Raw genomic sequence first — 21,984 nt, forward strand, 5'->3', positions numbered from 1 at the left:
AGCCTCGTTTCCAGAAAACAGGCTATAAACGGTCGTTGGGCTTTTGCTTTGAATCTCCGTATCTTTGCCCCCTGATTATGAAAAAGGTAGCATTTTATACACTGGGCTGTAAACTGAATTTTTCTGAGACTTCTACCCTGTCCCGGATTTTTCAGGAGCGCGGTTTTGAGAAGGTGGAGTTTACGGACACCCCAGATATTTTTGTCATCAACACCTGCTCTGTCACAGACAATGCAGACAAGAAATGCCGCAAGGTGGTCAAGGAAGCGCTCAAGCACTCCCCCAACGCTTTTGTGACCATAGTGGGTTGCTATGCGCAGCTCAAGCCTCAGGAAATCTCTGAAATTCCTGGCGTAGATGCTGTATTGGGAGCCGCAGAGAAATTCCAGCTGGTAGACATTCTGGAAGGCTTTGTGAAAACCGGCAAGCCGCAGGTACATGCCAGCCCGGTGTCAGAAGCCAATATCTTTGTCAATGCTTACTCCTTCGGCGATCGTACTAGAACATTTCTAAAAGTTCAGGACGGCTGTGACTACTCGTGCACGTTCTGTACCATTCCGCAGGCGCGTGGCAAAAGCCGGAGCAATACCATAGCCAAAGTAGTGCAGGAGGCCGTGGAGATAGGGAACTCTGGGGTAAAAGAGATTGTGCTGACGGGCGTGAACACTGGTGACTTCGGGTTGCAGGAGGGCGTGCGCGTTGAGAACTTCTTCCAGTTGGTGCAAGAACTGGACAAGGTGGAGAACGTGAACCGCTTTAGAATTTCATCCATTGAGCCCAACCTGCTAAGTGAGGACATCATCAACTTTGTAGCGGCCTCTAATAGATTCATGCCGCACTTTCACGTGCCCTTGCAGTCTGGCAGTAACAAGATTTTGAAACTCATGCGCCGCCGCTACCTACGCGAGCTGTATGCCCAGCGCGTTGACTGGATCAAAGCCGCCATGCCGCACGCGTGTATTGGCGTGGATGTGATTGTGGGCTTCCCGGGTGAGACCGAAGAGGATTTCCTGGAGACCTACAACTTCCTGAACGACCTCAACATCAGTTATCTGCATGTATTCCCGTATTCTGAACGCGCCAACACCTCGGCCATTGAATTACCAGGCACCGTTCCGCAGAAAATAAGAAACCAGCGCGCCGACATGCTCAGAATCCTTTCAGAGAAAAAGAAGCGCGCCTTTTATGAAAGCCAGATTGGCTATGAAGGCAAGGTCTTGTTTGAAGCAGATATTACTGACGGCTACATGGAAGGCTTCACGGAGAACTACGTGCGCGTAGTGGCTAAATATGACCCGGTCCTGGTCAATGAAGAAAAGCACGTGCGCCTTACCAGCATCACCCCCGCCGGCCTCATGGAAGCCGAAGAAACCTTTGCCGAGTATCTGGCCCACTAAGAGAAATAATAAAAAGAGAAGTGATAGAAAGCCCCATTTTTAATTTGAAATGGGGCTTTTTCATGGTTTAAAATAAAATGTAAAGCTAATTTGACATTTGTAAAGTTTAGTTTACATTTGACAAACAAACTTTACATCTTATGAAAACACGTTATCTTTTCCCGCATCGGTTTAAGAAACTGGGCTGGCTCATCCTGATTCCTTCCCTGGTCCTCGGCTTATTATTAACAAATGAGGTAATTTCCTTTCCTTGGCTAGACTTGAATGTTTTTGCCTTATATGACCCAGCCATGCTTGGTGAAAAAACTGCCACGAAAGAAGTCTTCGAGATTATGGAAAACAACCTGGCTGATGAGATTATTTCCTGCCTTCTGATTGTGAGTACGCTGTTGGTGGCTTGTTCAGAGGTAAAAGAAGAAGATGAGTACAGTGCCAAACTTCGGTTAGAATCCTTGCTCTGGGCTACGTATGTAAATGCCGGAATCCTTATTTTCTGTATTCTCTTTATCTACGGCTTGGGCTTTTACCAAGTAATGGTCTACAACCTGTTCACGCTGATGCTTCTCTTTCTCATGAGGTTTCACCTGGTTTTGTACAGAGCCTCTAAAATGTCTGGAAATGAAGAATAACGTGCGCAATGAACGGGTGGCCCTTAAACTCACGCAGGAAGACCTGGCCAAAAAAATAGGCGTTAGTAGGCAGACCATCAATGCCATGGAAACCAACCGCTACATTCCCTCTACCGTGCTGGCCTTGAAAGTAGCTCAAGTCTTGAATAAGAAAATAGAGGAGCTTTTCATGCTGGAAGAAACGGATTGAATCACCTTCTGGAAGTTTTCCGTCTGATGTAGAATTTGAACAGTTTACTTTTTACCCGTTTTTAGGCTGTTTTCCAGAAAATAGCCCAAAAACGGCTTTCAACCAGGATTTGAAACTGTGGCTTATTTCCGGGCCAGTCGCTGCGCCAGAATGCTGGCAATGATCAGTTGCAGGGCGTGATATAACATGAGCGGCAACAGGATGATGCCCACCGAGGCAGCTCCTGGAAAAATGACTTTGGACATGACGGTGCCATGCACCAGTGACTTTTTGGAGCCGCAGAACATGGCCGTGATGGAGTTTTCGCGATTAAACCCAAATAGTTTACTCACCCACTGCAACAATCCAAACACCACAAAAAACAAAACGACCATGGCCAGTCCCAGCAACACCAGGTTCCAGGTACTAAGGCTGGCAAACAGCTTCTGTTGGAACGAGTCACAAAAGCTGGCATAGACAATGAGCAGAATGATGCTCTGGTCGAAGAGCTTCAGACGGGCTTTGTACCGTTCAGCCAGTGCCCCGAACTTATGATGCAGCAAAATTCCCAGTGTGACGGGGAGCACCACCTGCAAGAGCAACTTGAGGATAATCTGGCCCAGGTCCATGCTGCCGGCGACGCTGGTGGTCATAAACAGGCTCATCCAGAATGGCGTGAGAAAAACGCCCAGCAGGCTGGAAATACTGGCATTGAAGATGGCCGCCGGAATGTTACCTCCCCCAATAGACACCATCACCATCGAGGAAGAAACTGTGGAAGGCAAGGCCGCCACGTAAAAAATGCCCACCCACAGCATGGGGTCACTGGTGGCCGGCAACAGAAGATACGCTCCATACACCACCACCGGAAACAACAGAAACGTACCCATCTGCACCACCACGTGCAAGCGCCAATCCTTTAGGCCTTCGCGCAACTTGGAAGGACTCAACCGCAATCCGTAGAAAAAGAAAATCAGAGAAACGCCATACGATGTGATTGCCTCCAAAGGCAAAGGTCCACCCTCCGCTCCCAGCGCCGGCTGCAAGTACGCCAAGAGAATGGCTACCAGAATACCGATCAGAAACGCATCTAAGCCAATTTTCTTAAGAAAAGACCTGGGTACCGCTTGGGGAGTTAGAGAAGGTTCTTGGTAGGACATAGACGGATGCACGGGAAATTTTCTTCCTACGAGCAAAGATGCAGGGAAGTCAGGTCACTTTCAAAAATCTCCGCCGCCGGGTTTAGGGTCTCCCCTATTAAACATTGATAAAACCATCCTGTATACCGACGAGTGGACTATTCGTTTTTGGCTTGTTTTCTGGAAAAGAGGCTAAAAACGGCCTCAGGGTATTGTTGGCCAGTAACATATATAAAAATCTATCATGGCAGAAGCTTACTGTTCTTTTTCGGGCAACGAGTGTTCGACAGCGGACACTCCTCTAACAGAAGAATAATATTAAAATACTTGTTTTCAATTGGTTAGCCAATGTATTATTGCTTGGCAATGCTTTTGAGTAGAGCGCATGAATGGTGGCGATAAGCTAGCTGCAGGTACAGAGAAAATTTTCAGGGCCAAGCAACCAAAGACCTTGGCTTTACATCTATGGATTGTCTGCGCCCCGCTTAGCACCCATTACTCATTTTGCATTGTATCCATTCTATGAAAAACATTTTCTCCTTCCTTATTACTTTATTAATCTGCACGCTGGCCTTGGCGGCGCAGGCCCAAACATCGGGCAGTTTATCTGGCCTGGTAAAAGATGAAACCGGCCAACCCCTCAGCTATGGAACCGTTGCCTTGGTAAAAAGCCCCTCGGCAGAAGTGGTTGGTGGTGCAGGCGTAGAGGTAGACGGCACCTTCAAAATTTCCGCTCCCGCCTCAGGCACCTATTTCCTTAAAATCACGGTCATCGGCTTTGCCCCTTTCCAGACCGGGCCTTTTACCGTAACGGGTGCCGGGTTTAACAAGAATTTTGGGGCATTGGTGGTGAAAGCAGACGCAAAACAGTTAAACGAAGTGAAAGTAGAGGCCATGCGCCCTACCATCATCAACCACCCAGATAAAATGGTGGTGAGCGTGGAAGGAACGGCCATGGCCGCCGGTAGCACCGCCCTGGAGGTGTTGACCAAATCACCGGGTGTATGGGTAGACCAGGACGGAAACCTGCAATTGAACGGCAAGGCGGGCGTAAAAGTCATGATTGACGGCAAACTCACGTATCTCTCTGGCAAACAGTTGCAGACCATGTTACAAAGCATGCCAGCAGACAACGTCAAGGACCTGGAAATTATCAGCAACCCGTCTTCAAAGTTTGACGCCGAGGGCAACTCAGGCATCATTAACATCAACCTGAAGCGCAATGTGCAGACCGGTTTCAACGGCAGCGTGTACTCTGGTTACCAGTACAATGGGGAGGATGGTTACAACCTGGGCGGCAATGTCAACTACAAGGAAAAGTCCTGGAGTTCCTTTGCCAGCGCAGACATGGCCCGCCGGGTAAACCTGCGCACCAACACCATGTACCGCGAGTTCCATCAAAACGGCACGAAAACTATTTTTGACCAGGCCGGTGATGAACAAGGCGTGCGCGACATTCCGTCCGTGAGGCTAGGCGCTGATGTAGACCTGAGCGAAAAGCACAGTCTGGGCATAGGCTATAACTGGACCAGCCTTTCCTTTGACAATTATTACAATACCAATACTTATCTGTTAAAGGAGAACCAAGCCCAGAGCCAGTACATTGAGGCCCGCAACACCATTGACGGACGGTATTACAACAGCACCTTGAACGGCCATTACCAGTACAAGGTGGACACCCTGGGCAGCACCCTCGCCGCAGATTTAGATTATGTGACCATTCTGGATGAAGACAGATCAAGGTTCGGGAACACGTACAGGCTAGTTGGGGCTTCTACCCCATTTGATCAGGATAATCTGGGAAGCGACAACCCGGCCAGGTATACCATATACTCGGCGAAGGCAGACTACACCAAAAAATTCCTGAATAAGAGCAAACTGGAAGCCGGATTAAAAGCCAGCTATGTAGAATCTGACAATAAACTGGGATTCTACTCCCAATACGGCACCTGGAAAGCCAATGACCCCACGCGCAGCAACCATTTTATCTACCAAGAGAACATTTACGCCGGTTACCTTAACTACACAATGGATCTGGGCACCAAGTGGAGTTTGCAGGCCGGTGTGCGCGCCGAGCAAACCAATTCAGAAAGCCATTCGGTAACGTTAAATCAAACCACGCCCAAAGAGTATCTGGACTTTTTCCCGAGCGTGTTTCTGCAACAGAAGGTGAGTGAAAACTACCAGGTGACCTATAATTACAGCCGCCGCATACAACGGCCCAACTATGACAGGCTCAACCCGTTTGTCTTTTACCTGGATCCTTTGACCTGGGCACAGGGCAACCCCTACCTGCGTCCGCAGTATTCCAATTCGTTCCAAATCACGCAGACCTTCAAAAACACTTACATTTTGACCTTAGGTTATTCTAAGACCACTGACTTTATAGCCGAGATCCCGGTGCAGCGCAATGAGACCAATACAACGGTGTTTGGACCGAGAAACGTGGATGACCATGACTCCTACTTCGGGACGCTGGTGGCTCCTGTCAAGGTGGCTTCCAAATGGGACATGAACAACAGCCTGACGGCCGGTTACCAAGCCTTTTCTATAGTACTGGAAGAGGAACTGCAAGAAAACAAGCAGTTCTACTACATGCTCAATTCCAACCACAACCTGCAACTGCCCAAACAAATCAGGATGGAAGTAAACGCTGGCTACCAAGGTCCCAATGCCTACGGCCTGTACAAAATTGATCCAACCTGGTGGGTAGACGCTGCTGTAAAGCGCTCCTTCCTGAAAGACCAATTGGAGGCATCTGTTTCAGTGACTGATATTTTTAGAACCAGAAGGGTCATTGGCGCCGCTAACCTGGGTGAGAACATCAACAGGTTTGACCAATACTTTGGAGCCCAGAGCGTTCGCCTGAACCTACGCTACCGCTTTAACAAAGGCGAAAAGTTTGAGATGAAGCGCCGCAATACCAACCTGGAGGAATTGAACCGCACAGGAGGTTGATTCTAGACTTCACCCACCAGGCATTACCTTTTGAGATGCCTGGTGGGTGAAGTCTAAAATAAATACCCTTTCCTTTCGATGATTATTCCTTTTGAGTAAATCCTGCAAAACCCACTTATAACCAATCCTTTACTTACCACATATAAGATTATTTTACTTAAAAAAAAGCCATCTGCTCGGCCTAAAAGGGCATTCAGAAAAATAATTTAAATTATTTGCAACAGTACCTTGCGTTACATAGTACCTTATAATAACTTTGCTTCATCAAAAGAGATTAACCTGTTACCTACCCAGCTATGAAAAAGAAATCCAGCTTCCCGAAATCTTCTGCCCACCGGGTACACGAAGCGCTCTCCACTACTAAAACCGTGTTGCTTTCCTCTTTGCTGCTGGCCTCTTCGGCGGCATTGTGCTGGGGATCTATTGCCACGGTTGAATTACTCTGCCGATAGGCTTTTTTTTTATCCATGTACCTTGTATTGCCAAGTACCTTACACATTAATATATATAAATCCCTTCATGCTATGAAAAAGCTATTACTCCTTTCCTTTTGCTTATTACTGCTGGTGGCAACCCACGCCCAGGCACAGTCAACCGGGTTTTTATCTGGTCAGGTGGTAGATCATAAAGGCGAAGCCATGAGCTACGGCACCATCACCTTGCTCAAAGCTGCAGGTGCCACTCTGGTCACGGGAGCCGCCGTTGAAGTAACGGGTGATTTTAAACTGAAGGTCCCCGCTCCCGGCCAGTATATCATCAGAGTAAGCGCCATTGGGTTTGCCAACAAAGACTTGCCTTCGTTTGAAGTAACAAATGTTGCATTCACCAAAGACTTTGGAAAAATCATGTTACAGCAAGACGCCAAAGCCCTTAAGGAAGTGGTGGTACAGCGCCTGAGACCTACGGTAGACGTGCAAGCCGACAAGATGGTGGTGAGCGTGGAGAACACTGCCATGGCCGCCGGCAACACCGCCTATGACGTACTGTCAAAAAGCCCGGGCGTTTGGATTGACCAGGATGGTAACATTCAATTAAACGGCAAGGCCGGTGTACAGGTCATGATTGACGGCAAGCTCACATACCTGAATGGAAAGCAGTTGCAAACCATGTTGCAGGGCATGCCCGCAGAGAACCTTAAGAACCTGGAAATTATTGCCAACCCATCGGCTAAGTTTGACGCCGAAGGCACCTCTGGCCTTATTAACCTGAACCTTAAGAAAAACACCATGACCGGCCTGAACGGCAACGTGTACGGCGGCTACCAGTACAACACCAAGCACGGCGCCAACGGTGGAGCAAACGTAAATTTAAAGCAGGGAAAATGGAGTTCGTTTGCCACGGCAGACGTAACCAACCGGCCTAAAAAACGCACCTTCACCATGGACCGGATATTCAAACAAGAAGGAGAAGATACGCGGCTAATCATGGACGGGGGTGAAAATGGCGCCCAGTTTTCCCAATCGCTTCGGGTAGGAACTGATTATGACATGACTAAGCAACACAGCATTGGTGGTACCCTCAACCTATCCCAGAACAAGACCAACACTGGCGTGAATACCCACACCAACTTCGGGAAGGATTTGAGCACGACCACTACGCATGACAACAGCCGGTTCACCAACCTGAGCGGCAACGCACACTACCTGGGCAAGCTGGATTCTGTGGGCACCACCCTTTCCGCTGACTTGGACCTGGTACGCATCAAAGACAAAAGCGCCGGTGATTTCCTGAACCAGGCATTTGCCAATGGCAGCACCCTGCCTACCGGTCAGGAACGCCTGGAGAATGACAATCCTACCTCCTACCAGATTTATTCCGCTAAGGTAGACTTCACCCGTCCGTTGGCCAGCATCAAAGGCAAGTTGGAACTAGGAGCCAAAGCCAGCTACGTTCAGTCAGACAACAAGATCGACTTTTACCAGGTGGAAGGCGACACCCGCACCTTGGACCCAGGCCGCACCGACCATTTCATCTATGATGAGCACATCTACGCCGGGTACATAAACTTCAGCAGAAGCTTGGGCACTAAATGGACTTTGCAAACCGGTCTGCGTGCTGAATACACAGATTCCAAAGGACATTCTCTGCCCTACGCCCTGGTGACGCCCAGAAGCTACCTGGATTTCTTCCCTAGCGTCTTCCTGCAGCAGCGCGTTTCTGACAACTACCAGATCAGCTACAACTACAGCCGCCGCATTAACCGTCCCCGCTATGAGAACCTCAACCCGTTTGTGTTCTACATTGACAACAACACCTACGCCAAGGGGAATCCGCTGTTGAAGCCAGAATACACCAACTCGGTGCAGGTGACGCAGACCTTCCGGAAAACCTATAATCTGATTCTGGGCTATGCGCATACCAAAGATGATATTTCTGAAGTACCAGAGCCCATCCCCGCTGAGAACAAATTGATCTTTATGCAACGCAACGTGGAGAGCAAAACCATGAACGCCACCATGGTCCTGCCCATTACCGTGAACCAGAAATGGTCCATCAACAACAACGCCACCTTGGCCTACCAAGAGTACAACACATTCATCAAAGAAGAGAACATCAAGAATAGCAGCCTCATGTTCATGGCACAAAGCAACTCCAACATCCTGCTGCCAAACAACTTTAAGCTGGAAGTGACGGGCGGCTACCAGGGAGCCGGCGTGTTCAACGTGTACAAGACAGAACCTAGCTGGTTTGTAGACATGGGCATTAAACGCTCATTCCTGAAAGACCAACTGGACGTAACCCTAAACGTGACCGACATTTTTAGAACCCGCAAAATGCAAGGCTACTCAGACGTGCAGGGCAATACCAACACCATTGACATGTACCACTACAACCAAAGCGTTCGCCTGAACCTGCGCTACCGTTTCAACAAGGGGGAGAAGTTTGAGATGAAGCGCCGTAACACCAACCTGGACGAATTGAACCGCGCCGGCGGCAATTAATTTTCCACTTTTTAGAGGCATCCTCCGTTTTTTGCCTATTTTCACGAAAAAAGCACAAAAACGGAATCATAAAACCACAGACTAAGCCGTCTCCGTTGCAACCAAAGGGGCCGTTTAGTTTGTGGTTTTAATTGTAACACCACCTTTATTAACTATTTACCAAGTGAACCTTACTAAAAACCTCTTGACCGTTGCCGCCGCCGCTCTGTTGTTGGCGTCTTGCAAAAATGAATCTGCCCCGGCCACTACTACCACTACCGCCGCAGACAAATCAGAAACCACGGGTACCACCGCAGCCACTACCGCTACCACCGTTGATGTCCCTGAGATTGTGTACATCAACGCAGATTCTCTCCTGAAGAACTACCAGCACTTCAAAGACGCTCAGGCCCGCCTGAAGTCTAAGTCGCAGCGTCTGGAGCAGGAATTGCGTGGCAAAGCTTCTTCTTTCCAGAAAGAAGTGGGCCAGTACCAGCAAGCCGGTCAGGGCATGACCAATGAGCAACGCGCCGCCACCGAGCAACGCCTGGCCCAGAAAGAACAACAACTGGCCGCCCAGAACCAAAACGCGAGCAACCAGCTGGCCAAGGAAGAAAACGAGGAGATGAAGAAAATTTACGACAAAGTAGAGGCCTACCTGAAGAAACTTAGAGAAGAGAAAGGCTACAAACTGGTACTTTCTTACACCCGTGGCAACAGCGCCATCTTATACGGCGATGAGTCCCTTGACATCACGCAGGAAGTATTGGACGGCCTCAACGCCGAATACAAATCAGCTACTTCCAAAAAATAGTCTTAATAAGTCCGATATAAAAAAAAGCCTCGCCGGAAACGGTGAGGCTTTTTTTATGCGTGTCATATTCTATTGAATGAGGAACTTAAGACCAGTTTCAAGGAGCCTGAAGTACGGGTCATTCAGTTTTTAGCTTAATTTCCTGAAAACAGGCCAAAAACGACCCGCAAGATTAGTAACTGCGCTTGATGCGCTGACTGCGCCCGATGAATACGTAGAGAATCCAGCCCAGAAATGGTAAGAAGATGACGAGAAGTAGCCAGATGATCTTCTCAAAATCGGTTTTAAAATCGCTTTTAAGTACATCCACCAAGGCCCAAATCCATAATATGGCGGGCAACAAAACTAAAATAAGAAGTTCACCTCCTCCAATACTGCCTATAAATAATAATTCCATGTTACTTTAATTTTATGTGATATATAATAAGATGTTTTAAATATTGATTATTCGTACCGCAGGGATTCTATGGGATCTAGTTTTGAGGCTTTGTAGGCCGGGTAATAGCCAGAGACTAGGCCAACGGACACGCAGATGGCCATGCCCACCATCATCCACAGCCAAGGCACAAAGAACTCGCCCTGCCCTATGAGCATAGAAATACCGTTGCCCATGAGCACGCCCAAGATGATGCCTGCCACGCCGCCTAACAGACAGATGACAATGGCCTCAATCAAAAACTGCCTTCTTATTTGCTGAATGGTGGCTCCCAGCGCTTTCCTAACGCCAATCTCACGGGTACGCTCCGTTACGCTCACCATCATGATGTTCATAAGCCCGATGGACGCGCCCAACAAGGTTATAAAGCCAATCAGGAAACCACCCGTGCGCAGATATCCGGTAATCTTGTCTAAGGTCTGAGCCGCAGAATCACTCCGCGAGATTTCAAACGAATCTTCCTGACCCAACTTGTCTTGGCGCACCTTGCGCATAATGCCTGTGGCTTCTTCAATGGCGTAGGCCAGGCTGGTGCTGCCCAGAATGGCTGATTTTATCTGAAACGTAAGAGGTGTTTGCGTAGGGATTTGAGTGGCGGCCTCCAGCGGAATGATGATGAGCCGGTTGCTGCCGCCGCCGCCCATGCCGCTGCCTTCGCTCTTAATCTGGCCCACCACTTTAAACCGGCGGCCCATGGCCAAAAGGCTTTTGCCAATCGGGTTTTGTTTCGGGAAGAGCTTTTCGGCAATTTCCTGGCCAATAACCGCAACTGGAGCTCCGCCTTCCAGTTCTATGTTGGAGAAGGGCCTGCCCCGCTCTAAATCATAGTTTTCATTGACCATGTAGTTCTCATCGCCGCCAATGATGGTCATATTGGGGTTGGTCTTGATATTGCCGGCCTTCACCACTGCGTTCCAACTCACGTTGGTAGAAAGGCTTACGCGCGCTTTGTCCTGCATCAGGTTCTGGTACTGCTTGGCCTGAAACTCGGTGATGGGTGGGTAGGTTTTGCTTTGGCGGCCGCCCTGGCGGTTGTTTTCCTCTTTTTGCTCAATGTCAAAGGAGTTGGCGCCCAGATTGGCAAAGGTGTTGCTCACCGAATACTTAATGCCCTCAATGGCCGTTAGAATTCCTACCAAAGACATAATGCCAATGGACACAATTAAAGCGGTTAAAACCGTCCTGAGCATGTTGCCCTGAATGGACCGGAAACCCTCTTTCGCGTTTTCTAACAGATTCATAGGTTGGGATGGGTGTGCTTTGGTGTATTGGTCGTATAACCAATGGTTTTCTTACTTATAAAAGTACTAGTTTTCCAGAATACGGCCTGTTTTTCTTAAATTTGTTTAAAACTAATTCATGATCAAGATGTTGCGGCGCCTCCTATTGCTCGTTTTGGCCTGGTGTCTATCGGCGCAGGCGGGTTGGGCCTCTTACCTGTTGCTGCCCATGGACCAGACGCAGAAGAACCACCTAAAGGCCTACGGCATTGCCTACTGGGCCTTGCAACGGCAGGCAGAAGTGGATTGGCTGCTCAATTACAAGGGCGGCGCATTTGCCTTCAAGCAGGCTCCGCAGTTAGAAAACGAGCTAGTGGTACGGGGGGTAAGCTACCAGACCATTTCAGACGCGCAGTACACGCAGATACTCACGGAGATTGCCGCGCCCGAGTCTAACATGGACGTCATGAAACTAGAGAAGGCTCCTAAGATTGCAGTGTACTCGCCCAAATCCAAACAACCTTGGGACGATGCCGTGACCCTGGTGCTCACCTACGCTGAAATCCCGTATGACATTGTCTTTGACCCCGAAGTGCTGGAAGGCAAGCTTCCCACCTATGATTGGCTCCATTTGCACCATGAGGACTTTACCGGCCAGCAGGGAAAATTTTATGCCGCTTTCCGCAACGCTCCCTGGTACCAAGACCAAAAGCGCGAGGCTGAGGCCATTGCCAAGCGTTTCGGGTTTAAGAAAGTACCTGAGTTGAAGAGTGCCGTGGTGCAGAAAATAAGAGACTTTACCGCAGGCGGCGGCTTTATGTTTGCCATGTGCTCGGCCACGGACACCTATGACATTGCCCTGGCCGCCCAGGGCGTTGACATCACCGATGTCATGTTTGACGGAGACCCCTCAGACCCTCAAGCGCAGCAGAAGCTCAACTTTGACAACACCTTTGCCTTCAAAGACTTTACCTTGGTGCGTGATCCGTTCCAGTCTGAGTTTTCCAACATTGACAACGGGCAACTGGAGCGGCAGCTACGCGAAGACAACGACTATTTTCAACTGTTCACCTACTCCGCCAAATGGGACCCCATTCCCACCATGCTCACCCAGAACCACGCCAAGACCATCAAAGGCTTTATGGGCCTTACCACTGGATTTAAAAAGCGCCTGATTAAGTCTGATGTAGTGGTGATGGGCGAAACCAAATCCATTGACGAGGCCCGCTATATTCACGGCACCTTTGGGAAAGGCACCTGGACGTTCTACGGCGGCCATGACCCCGAAGACTACCAACACCTGGTAGAAGAAGAAGCCACCGACCTGGCCCTCCACCCCAATTCCCCCGGCTATCGGCTTATCTTGAACAACATCCTCTTTCCGGCGGCCAAAAAGAAAAAGCAGAAAACCTAAGTAGCCTGCGGCCGATGTGGAGATGTGAAGATTAGAAATTTTGAAGATTATAAGATGAAGTTCGATTGAAATTTTGTCGTTTTTGGCCTAATTTCTCCAAAACAGGTCAAAAATGACAATTGAATTTAGGTGAATGTGGCCTGAATAAATTGTCACACTTCCACATCTCCAAATCTTCACATCCAAAAATCAGTGCATTCTATCTGGACGATGTTCCAGGTTGGCAATGATGTCGGCTTCAATTTCCAGCAGTTCTTTCAGGCGGGCGTCTACTACTTCTTTGGGCATGTATTCTTTGGCCAGCTTCACGAAGCTCACATAATGCCCCGCCTCTGACACCATGAGCTCATAATAGAACTTCTGCAGATCCTCGTCCTGTATGTTCTTCCAAAGCAGCTTGAACCGCTCACAGGATCTTGCTTCTACCAGGGCATTGACTAACAGGTGGTCCATGAGTTGCCGTTCACGCAAATCGCCTTTCCGGATGTGCTTGCTCAATTGCACAACGTATTCGTCATTGCGGTTTCGGCCCAGGGCGTAGCCGCGTTTTTTAAGTTCGTCTAAGACCCGCTCAAAATGGCTCCACTCCTCGGCTACCAGTGCCGTCAATTCTTCTACCAGCTTGGTTTTGTCTGGGTACTTCACAATCAAAGAAATGGCTGAACTGGCAGCTTTCTGCTCGCAGTACGCATGGTCCACCAGAATCTCCTCAATGTTCATCTCTGCGATGTTCACCCACCGCGGATCTGTTGGGAGTTGCAATTTTAAAATACTCTTGGCCACTTTTTTTGGTTTGAAGATGTGAAGATTTGGAAATGTGGAGATTTGAAAAATGTTATTTCTTACATGAGAAATGAAGCATTGCGCTAAAGTCGTTTTTGGCCTGTTTTCTGTAAAACAGGCTAAAAACGACTTTATCTAATTCATTGAAATCAATGAATCAATTCATTTTCAGATTTTAACATCAAAATTAATCATAGAAATTCCAACGCACCCCAAAGATGAAGCTGAACGGGTTGGCAGAATAAATGGGGGTAGTGAAATAGCCTGGTTCCCAGCTGGAGCTGACAGCGTTAAGGTTGCTGAGCTTCAGGAAGAGGTTCACGGTTTTAATGTCGGCGTTCAGGAACAGGTCCAGTACGGGGTATTGGGTTATTTTGAACTCGTTTTGCAGGTAGTACTGCTGCGTCACGGGCATGTAAGCATCGGCGTAATATCCTGAATGCCAATTAGCCTCCACCCCTGCCTGGACCGTGATGGCGTTCTTGAACATGGGGCCCTGAGCATACAGTCTTCCGGTCCAGTACCACTCCGGCATTCTTATCACCTTGGGGCCGTTGATGCTGTTGTAGTAAACGGTATTGTCCAGCACCAGGGCCTTCCAGGTGAATTTGTGTTGCACGTTGGCTTGCAGCAGGAAATTGGTGCCGGAAGTTTGGGCTGGTTCGGCCTGGTGGTTGCTGGTAGAATCCTGGAAGTACACATGGTTGTTTAAGATGGTGTACTTGACCTGTGCCCGTAGATAGTTGTTGAACGCAGATGCTTCCAATTGCGCCATGGATTGGTCTGCCGTGGTGTTTTCAAAGCTGTTGAACCATTCAAAGTGATTGCTGTAATGGACCCGTTGCAATAAAGTAGGCGAATAGGATGTGCGGGTCTGGCTAAGGGTCAACCACTTGAAACGGGCTTGGGCGGTAAGGCGGTAGTCATCACCGCCAATTTGCAATTCGCCGTCTGTGGTCACGTAAATATCATTTTTGAGCTTGAATTGAGCCTCACCGCCAATGAAATTATCTGCCACGTCTAAGGTTAAACCACCCTCTTGGTACGTAACAGGATCTGAGCCGATGGCGTTGCGCGAGGTTATCTCATATTGTCCGTCTCTTCTTTTTACATAGGCGCGGTACACAAAGAAACGAGTGCTGCCCATCACGCCAAAAGTGTTCTCCAATTGCCGGTACAGGGTATTGTCCAGCGTTTTATTGGCGTCTAGAATGGTTCTGGGATAAAATAGCAACATCCTGGGGTTGGAATCTCCGCTGTAAGGCAGGTTCTCATCGGCGAACCGCGTTTCTTGTGAAAACCCGTCCAGCGTATGATAGAGCTGCAAACCCGGGCTAATTAGTTTGTACCACTGCGTAGCGTGCAAAGTGTGTCTGTCTTCCTTGGAAAAAGCGTTGGTTAACCACACGGGTTCGTTCTGGTAATCAAAAAGTTCTGCTTCGGTTTCACCGGCCACTGGCTGTATGCCCCCAGACTCAATCTGCTCATGCGAAGTAAGAGCATAGTTAGCCATGATGTGGTAGCGGTCATTCTTGCTGAAATAATGCGTGAATGCCTGCAGGCCATAGTGTTCAATCAAGTCCAGGTTTCTAGGATTGCCAATTTGGCGGGTGGCCCCCAGGCGCTCCAGCCCCAAGCCCACGTTCCAGCGGGAGTTAACGTTGCGGGTATGTTTGGCCCTGAAAATCTGTTCGCCTTTTGAACCCTGCAGGTAATGCAGAAACGTAAACGGCGACTTGGTGTCATAGTATTCTATCTGGTCTGGACGTACGGCGTACACATCAAACGCATTTCTGCCGGGGCGGGTGCCCAAGGTTAGCGGCATGCGCCAGAATAGAGGCTGGGAAGCGGTGCCCACGTTGCCTAGGTTCTGCTGTAAGGTGGAGTCATAATACCAGTGCCGGGTGCTGTGCAGGTTAGTGAGCGAGGTATCTATGGGGGCAGAGGCATAGTTGCCTTTGAAGATCTGGGCTTCATATAATACCCTGGTGGTGGCAGAACCGTAAATGGCCTTGGTAGAGTCATCTATGATCTGGGCCTGGGCGTGGTTAAGAGCTGCACTTGCCCATAGCAGGGAGGCCGCAATACATATCTTTTTATAAGTCACGGTCAAAATTAAGAATTTATATGAAACCCCTCGTTCGCCAGCGCTTGGCGCATGTTGTCGTCAAAGGCCGGAACATGGGGCCAAAACTCATTCACAATAGGCAGATAAAACAAGGGCATTTTGGTTACATACGTCTCCAGGCCAGGCTGTTGCCATTTCACGGCGTCCTTTTGCGTCATGAAAACAGGAACCTGCTCCCGGTCGGGTTGACGCTCCCATTCCCGGTAGATTTCTTCTATACGAGCCTTGCTGTATTCGGCGTGGTCTGCCCCCTCAAAATGACGAAGCACTGCATAGCCTTCCTCCTGTAAATAACTTACCAAAGGCGCCGCATTGGCAATACCCGTCACCAGCAGAATGCGCTTGGTAAAAAGGGAGCTGCTCCCGAAGCCTACCGGAGTTCCGTACCGGATTCGGCTGAAAAAGACCGGTACTTCTGCCTTACTGAACAGATGAACCTGCTGCGTTATTGTCTCCTGTTGTTGATGGGTAAGAGAACCGGGACATTTGGTAACCACTACAGCATCGGCCCGCATGGCCCCAGACCTTGGTTCCCGCAATCGCCCGGCAGGCAACAAATTGTCCTTGGTAAAGAGCCGTCCATAGTCCGTGAGCAGCAGGTAAAAAGAAGCTTTCACCGCTCTATGCTGAAAGGCGTCATCCAGCAGAATCAAATCTAAGTCAGGAAATAGCGCCAATAACTTTTGAATACCATCAACCCGTTTTTCACATACCGCCACCTTAGCATGGGGCAGGCTTTGAAGGTATTGAAAGGGTTCATCCCCCAAAGTTTGCGCGTTGGCGGTTGCATCTCCTAAGACAAAGCCTTTGGTGGCGCGCTTGTAGCCTCGGCTCAGAATGGCTATGTTCTTCTCCTGTAGCAGCCTGGCCAGATACTCTACCTGCGGCGTTTTGCCCGTGCCCCCCACCGTCAGGTTGCCCACGCAGATAACCGGAACAGGCGCTTGATAGGACTTGAAATACTGTACATCGTATAAGTAATTGCGCACGCGTATGATCAGGCCATAAAGCCAGGAAAAAGGCAACAGCAAAAACCGGAGAAAACGTAGCGCAGACACCATACAAAGCAAAAGTAACTGAAATTTACCTTTCTTTGCGGACAAAGCTATTTCTGCACCCCATGACCCAAATCAAGGAAGTGATTCAAGTGATGGAGCGCTACGCTCCGCCCGCCTACCAGGAGTCTTATGACAACGCCTCTCTGCAGGTAGGAAACCCAGACGCGCAAGTTACTGGTGTTTTAGTGACGCTGGACTGCACCGAGGAAGTAGTGCAAGAAGCCCTGGACCGAGGTTGCAATTTTATAGTGGCCCACCACCCGGTCATTTTCAAAGCCTTGAAGAGCCTTACCGGCAAGACCCCAGTGGAGCGCATTCTCCTCAAGGCCTTGCAGCACAACATTGCCATCTATGCCTGCCATACCAACCTGGACCATGTGCACAATGGCGTAAACGCTAAACTCTGCCAGAAACTAGGCATTGAGAACACCAGAATACTTCAGCCCAAGCCACAGCTTCTAACCAAGCTGGAAACCTACGTGCCTTTGGAAGACACTGAGAAAGTGCTGGACGCCTTGCACGCGGCAGGCGCCGGGCAGATTGGCGAGTATTCAGACTGTAGCTTCAGGATTACTGGCACTGGGCGCTTCACTCCTTCCGCGCATGCCAATCCGCACATAGGTGAACCTTGCAAAACTGAGGAAACCATCGAGAATAAAATTGAAGTCATCTTCCCTAGTTACAAGCAGCAGCAAATCATGCGGGCTCTGCTACAGGCGCACCCTTATGAGGAAGTGGCCCATTATCTGGTTGCCTTACAGAATGAGAACCAAGAGGTAGGCGCCGGCATGGTGGGTGAATTGAAGGAAGCCATGACTGCAGAGGCCTTTGTACAGCATGTGAAAGAGTCCTTGGAAATCACTACCTTTAAGCATACGGCCTGGCCAGAAACACCCATTAAGCGCGTGGCGGTCTGCGGAGGGGCAGGCAGTTTCCTGATTCAAAATGCCAAAGCAGCAGGTGCCCAGGTCTTTCTTACCGCCGATTTAAAATACCACGAGTTTTTTGACGCGGGAACTCAAATGGCCTTGGTAGATGTAGGACATTATGAGAGCGAAGTTTATACGAAAGAGTTGTTCTATGATATATTAATAAAAACTTTTTCTAATTTTGCAGTCAATTTGTCCTATACCAATACAAATCCAGTCAGACACAGCTAATAATATACATGGAAAGTACTGTAGCAAGTAAGTTAGATGCACTCCTAAGACTTCAGAGCTTAGATTCTCAATTGGACGAAATTCTGCGTGTTCGCGGTGACCTTCCTGAAGAGGTGAGAGACCTGGAGGATGAAATTGCCGGCTACCAGGTACGCGTAAGCAAGTTTGATGAAGAGATCGCTGATCTGGTTCAGAACATAGCCAACCGCAAACAGGCTATCAAGGACGCAGAGAAACTCATCAAAAAGTATGAGGAGCAGCAGGAGAACGTGCGCAACAACCGCGAGTTTGACGCCATCACCAAAGAAGTAGAACTTCAAAAACTGGAAATCCAGATCCAGGAGAAAAAAATAAGAGAGGCCAACTTCCAGATTGAGCAGAAGAACACTGACATTCAGGAAACCAAGTCTAAATTGTCTGAGCGCCAGAAAGACCTGGATACCAAGAACGCCGAGTTGCAAGTGATGGTGCAGGAGAGCGAAGAAGACGAGCGCAAACTGAACGCCGCCAAAGAAGAAGCCCAGCAGCACATTGAAGAGCGTCTTTTAACAGCCTACAACAGAATCAGAAAGAACGTGCGTAATGGTCTTGCCGTGGTAGCCGTGAAGCGTGACGCCTGTGGTGGTTGCTTTAACACCGTTCCACCACAGCGCCAGTCTGACATTGCCTCTAAAAAGAAAATCATTGTATGCGAGCATTGCGGACGCGTGCTGGCAGATGTAGAGCAAAAGGTGGTTGCTTAACTGGCACTTCCCTATCATCACAAAAAAAGGATGGCCTATCGCCGTCCTTTTTTTTGTTTCTAGTAAGTAGAAGCCTTCCTGTACATGCCTCACCTTTCCCTCTCCTTTCAAGACTTGCCGGTTTCCCCGCTTCAATGGAAGCAGCAGGCCCTGGCGTGGGCAAATGAGTACCATGAGGTGGTGGCATATTATGAGCCCAACCAGATATCCTGCCTGCACGGCTCTTTCCAAAATCTGCTGGGTATCCGGAAAAAAGCTTTCGGCTCTTTGGTAGAAGGAATAGCTACCAAGTGGGAAGACCTTCAGGAGTTGAAAGACCAATCATCCGCTGTGCCGCTGATGGGCTTTTTGACGTATGACCTCAAAAACCAGATCGAGGAACTAACCAGTAAGCATCCAGATCATGTTGGGTTTCCTGAGTTGTTCTTCTTCCAGCCAGAGGTATGGCTAGAGTGGCTGGAAGATTCAGTGACAATTCACTCGGTCAAAGAGAATCCTTTAAAAATTGCGCAGGCCATTCATAGTTTTCCGTTTTTGGCTTCTTTTCCAGAAAATAGCCTAAAAACGAAGCCGCGTGTACAAAAGGAAATGTACCTGCAAACCGTAGAAAAGCTAAGAAATCATATTCTTGAGGGTGACGTTTATGAAGTGAACTACTGCCAGGAGTTTTATGCCCAGGAAGCAGTAATTAATCCCCTGGCCACCTTCTGGCAATTGAACGCGGCCTCCCCTACGCCCTTCGCCGGTTTTCTGAAACTGGAACATAGTTTTTTGCTCTGCGCCAGCCCGGAGCGGTTCCTGAAGAAAGAAGGCAGCCTTCTTATTTCACAGCCCATCAAAGGCACCATTCAGCGCGGGGTAACCCAGGAACTAGACCAGGACAACAAGCAAGCCCTGGCCTCCAGCGAAAAGGAACGCGCGGAGAACATGATGATCGTGGATTTGGTGCGCAACGACCTGAACCGGATCTGCAATAAAGGCACCGTGCAGGTAGAAGAGCTTTTCGGGCTGTACGGGTTCAGGTACGTCTGGCAGATGATCTCCACCATCATTGGAAACGTGGATTCTGCTGTGCCTGTTATGGACATTCTTAAAGCCACCTTCCCGATGGGGAGCATGACGGGCGCGCCCAAAGTAAAAGCTCTGGAACTGATTGAGGAATATGAGCAGACCAGGCGCGGGTTGTATTCAGGTAGCCTAGGGTACTTCTTGCCCAACGGCGATTTTGACTTTAACGTTGTCATAAGGAGCATTCAATACAATGTCCAAAGCCAGTACCTTTCTTTTGAGGTGGGCAGCGCCGTCACCTATGACTCTGACCCTGAGCAGGAATACCAGGAGTGTCTCTTGAAAGCTGCGGCCATTACTCGAGTGCTGGAGCAGAAGTAACCGGGCATCCTCCCCTTGGCATAAAAAATCAACTGACATTCTGTCACCAACGCTGAGTTTTCAGTATCTTTGCCTTTTTACAAATAGGTTATGCACGCACCCATTCTGGACTTAGATTTTATAGATAGCCGCACCCCTGAAGAAGCGGCGGCCGCTTCCTGTGACACCAAAGTGAGCGTAGACACCAACACGGGTCGTTCGCGCAAACTGTATATTGAGAGCTATGGCTGCCAGATGAATTTCTCTGACAGTGAGATTGTTTCCTCCATCTTGTTTGAAGCAGGTTTTGACACCACCTCAGACGTAAAGCAAGCGGATCTGGTTCTTTTGAACACTTGTTCCATTAGAGAGAAAGCAGAAACCACCGTTCGTCACCGCCTGCTGCAACTTCAGCACATGAAGCGTAAGCGCCCGGGCCTCATGGTGGGCGTGTTGGGTTGCATGGCCGAGCGCCTGAAGAAGAACCTGCTGGAAGAAGAGAAAATGGTAGACCTGGTAGTCGGCCCTGACGCGTACCGTGACCTGCCTGCTTTGATCAATGAAGTGGATGGCGGCCAGAAAGCAGTGAACGTCCTCCTCTCCAGAGAAGAGACCTACGCAGACATTAACCCCATCAGGTTGAACAGCAACGGCGTGAGCGCTTTTGTGTCCATCATGCGCGGTTGTGACAATATGTGTTCTTTCTGCGTGGTACCCTTCACGCGAGGCCGTGAACGCAGCCGTGATGCCCATTCTGTAGTGCGTGAGGCCGAAGAACTGGTAAAGAACGGGTACAAAGAAGTGACTTTGCTGGGCCAGAACGTTGACTCTTACAAATGGACCTCAGAAGATGGTGCTGAGCACGTGAATTTCGCGCAATTGCTGGAACGCGTGGCCTTGATCAGTCCTGATTTACGCGTGCGTTTCTCCACCTCGCATCCCAAAGATATTACAGATGAAGTGCTGTACACCATGAAAAAGTACGACAACATCTGCAAATACATTCACCTGCCGGCGCAAAGCGGAAACTCCCGAGTCCTGGACTTGATGAACCGCACCTATGACCGCGCCTGGTACATAGACCGCGTAGACGCCATCAGAAACATTCTGGGCGACGAGTGCGCCATCTCCACGGACATGATCTCTGGCTTCTGCTCAGAAACCGAGGAAGAGCACCAAGACACGCTCACCTTGATTGACTACGTACAGTATGACTACGCCTACATGTTTTTCTACTCAGAGCGCCCCGGCACCTTGGCTGCCCGCAAACTGGAAGATGACATTCCGTTGGAGGTGAAGAAGCGCCGTCTGCAAGAGGTCATTGACAAGCAACGCCATTATTCGCTCATCCGGAATGAGAAAACCGTAGGAACCGTCCAGAAAGTATTGCTGGAAGGCTTCTCTAAGCGTTCCCATGAAATGCTCAGCGGCCGTGATGACAAGAACAGAATGGTCATCATCCCTAAAATGGATTACCAGAAAGGGGATTACGTGAACGTGCTCATCACGGGCTGCTCCGTGGGTACCCTGTTTGGCGAGCCGATTGTATAATTTGAAAATTTGGAGATGAGGAAATTTGAAGATGAATTTCCTCAGCCTTTTGACCAATTCATTTCCAAATCTTCACATTTTCAAATCTTCAAATTG

18 protein-coding genes are annotated in these 21,984 nt (G+C 49.1%); 11 read left to right on the top strand and 7 right to left on the bottom strand.

From position 1 onward, the window contains the following. Window positions 1-77: 77 nt before the first annotated feature. The 3 genes from mtaB (at window position 78) to GU926_RS02900 (ending at window position 2,216) form a co-directional block, all read left to right on the top strand. Window positions 78-1,397 carry a tRNA (N(6)-L-threonylcarbamoyladenosine(37)-C(2))-methylthiotransferase MtaB gene (gene mtaB, locus GU926_RS02890; protein ID WP_160688838.1) on the top strand — a complete coding sequence of 440 codons (1,320 nt, stop codon included), beginning with the start codon at window positions 78-80 and terminating at the stop codon, window positions 1,395-1,397. 140 nt (window positions 1,398-1,537) lie between these two features. Then, entirely contained in the window at window positions 1,538-2,026 is a 489-nt protein-coding gene (locus tag GU926_RS02895) for a hypothetical protein (RefSeq protein ID WP_160688840.1), read from the top strand. Continuing rightward, the gene (locus GU926_RS02900; protein ID WP_160688842.1) at window positions 2,016-2,216 is read left to right on the top strand and encodes a helix-turn-helix transcriptional regulator; all 201 of its coding nucleotides are present in this window, start codon (window positions 2,016-2,018) and stop codon (window positions 2,214-2,216) included. Before GU926_RS02895 ends, GU926_RS02900 begins: the two co-directional genes overlap by 11 nt. A gap of 122 nt (window positions 2,217-2,338) precedes the next feature. Here the strand turns inward: GU926_RS02900 and GU926_RS02905 are convergent, their stop codons facing one another. Continuing rightward, the gene (locus GU926_RS02905; protein WP_160688844.1) at window positions 2,339-3,355 is read right to left on the bottom strand and encodes a bile acid:sodium symporter family protein; all 1,017 of its coding nucleotides are present in this window, start codon (window positions 3,353-3,355) and stop codon (window positions 2,339-2,341) included. A gap of 501 nt (window positions 3,356-3,856) precedes the next feature. Here GU926_RS02905 and GU926_RS02910 point away from each other — a divergent pair. Next, window positions 3,857-6,292 carry an outer membrane beta-barrel family protein gene (locus GU926_RS02910; protein ID WP_160688846.1) on the top strand — a complete coding sequence of 812 codons (2,436 nt, stop codon included), beginning with the start codon at window positions 3,857-3,859 and terminating at the stop codon, window positions 6,290-6,292. Window positions 6,293-6,578: 286 nt separating this feature from the next. Here GU926_RS02910 and GU926_RS02915 read toward each other — a convergent pair whose 3' ends face one another. Beyond that, window positions 6,579-6,722: a hypothetical protein gene (locus tag GU926_RS02915; protein WP_160688848.1), complete on the bottom strand. Its 144-nt coding sequence runs from the start codon at window positions 6,720-6,722 to the stop codon at window positions 6,579-6,581. Window positions 6,723-6,816: 94 nt separating this feature from the next. On the opposite strand from GU926_RS02915, the gene GU926_RS02920 reads away from it, so the two are divergent. Both GU926_RS02920 and GU926_RS02925 read left to right on the top strand, forming a co-directional pair. Further along, on the top strand, window positions 6,817-9,234 hold the full coding sequence (locus tag GU926_RS02920; RefSeq protein WP_160688850.1) for an outer membrane beta-barrel family protein: 2,418 nt from the start codon (window positions 6,817-6,819) through the stop codon (window positions 9,232-9,234). A 163-nt stretch (window positions 9,235-9,397) separates the two neighbouring features. Beyond that, window positions 9,398-10,027: an OmpH family outer membrane protein gene (locus GU926_RS02925; protein WP_232058411.1), complete on the top strand. Its 630-nt coding sequence runs from the start codon at window positions 9,398-9,400 to the stop codon at window positions 10,025-10,027. Between the two features lie 172 nt (window positions 10,028-10,199). Here the strand turns inward: GU926_RS02925 and GU926_RS02930 are convergent, their stop codons facing one another. Then, on the bottom strand, window positions 10,200-10,424 hold the full coding sequence (locus GU926_RS02930) for a PLDc N-terminal domain-containing protein (RefSeq protein WP_160688852.1): 225 nt from the start codon (window positions 10,422-10,424) through the stop codon (window positions 10,200-10,202). 47 nt (window positions 10,425-10,471) lie between these two features. Then, window positions 10,472-11,704 carry an ABC transporter permease gene (locus GU926_RS02935; RefSeq protein ID WP_160688854.1) on the bottom strand — a complete coding sequence of 411 codons (1,233 nt, stop codon included), beginning with the start codon at window positions 11,702-11,704 and terminating at the stop codon, window positions 10,472-10,474. A 118-nt stretch (window positions 11,705-11,822) separates the two neighbouring features. Between GU926_RS02935 and GU926_RS02940 the strand changes: the two genes are divergently transcribed. Then, window positions 11,823-13,097: an asparagine synthetase B gene (locus GU926_RS02940; protein WP_394350774.1), complete on the top strand. Its 1,275-nt coding sequence runs from the start codon at window positions 11,823-11,825 to the stop codon at window positions 13,095-13,097. A gap of 189 nt (window positions 13,098-13,286) precedes the next feature. Here GU926_RS02940 and miaE read toward each other — a convergent pair whose 3' ends face one another. The 3 genes from miaE to lpxK all read right to left on the bottom strand — a co-directional run bounded on the left by miaE (window position 13,287) and on the right by lpxK (window position 17,069). After that, window positions 13,287-13,880 carry a tRNA-(ms[2]io[6]A)-hydroxylase gene (miaE, locus tag GU926_RS02945; RefSeq protein WP_262886150.1) on the bottom strand — a complete coding sequence of 198 codons (594 nt, stop codon included), beginning with the start codon at window positions 13,878-13,880 and terminating at the stop codon, window positions 13,287-13,289. 187 nt (window positions 13,881-14,067) lie between these two features. Further along, window positions 14,068-15,987, bottom strand: a complete 1,920-nt coding sequence (locus GU926_RS02950) for a putative porin (protein ID WP_160688856.1) — start codon at window positions 15,985-15,987, stop codon at window positions 14,068-14,070. Between the two features lie 8 nt (window positions 15,988-15,995). Beyond that, window positions 15,996-17,069 carry a tetraacyldisaccharide 4'-kinase gene (gene lpxK / locus GU926_RS02955; protein WP_160688858.1) on the bottom strand — a complete coding sequence of 358 codons (1,074 nt, stop codon included), beginning with the start codon at window positions 17,067-17,069 and terminating at the stop codon, window positions 15,996-15,998. A 59-nt stretch (window positions 17,070-17,128) separates the two neighbouring features. On the opposite strand from lpxK, the gene GU926_RS02960 reads away from it, so the two are divergent. From GU926_RS02960 to miaB, 4 genes are all read left to right on the top strand, one after another. Further along, window positions 17,129-18,226 carry a Nif3-like dinuclear metal center hexameric protein gene (locus tag GU926_RS02960; protein WP_160688860.1) on the top strand — a complete coding sequence of 366 codons (1,098 nt, stop codon included), beginning with the start codon at window positions 17,129-17,131 and terminating at the stop codon, window positions 18,224-18,226. 8 nt (window positions 18,227-18,234) lie between these two features. Continuing rightward, the gene (locus GU926_RS02965; RefSeq protein ID WP_160688862.1) at window positions 18,235-18,969 is read left to right on the top strand and encodes a zinc ribbon domain-containing protein; all 735 of its coding nucleotides are present in this window, start codon (window positions 18,235-18,237) and stop codon (window positions 18,967-18,969) included. 84 nt (window positions 18,970-19,053) lie between these two features. Then, complete coding sequence (locus GU926_RS02970; RefSeq protein ID WP_160688864.1) at window positions 19,054-20,358, top strand: anthranilate synthase component I family protein; 1,305 nt, start codon at window positions 19,054-19,056, stop codon at window positions 20,356-20,358. Between the two features lie 90 nt (window positions 20,359-20,448). Continuing rightward, complete coding sequence (gene miaB, locus GU926_RS02975; RefSeq protein WP_160688866.1) at window positions 20,449-21,888, top strand: tRNA (N6-isopentenyl adenosine(37)-C2)-methylthiotransferase MiaB; 1,440 nt, start codon at window positions 20,449-20,451, stop codon at window positions 21,886-21,888. The last annotated feature ends 96 nt before the right edge of the window (window positions 21,889-21,984 follow it).

Origin of the sequence: Nibribacter ruber (genome assembly GCF_009913235.1) — a bacterium.
GTDB lineage: Bacteria > Bacteroidota > Bacteroidia > Cytophagales > Hymenobacteraceae > Nibribacter > Nibribacter ruber.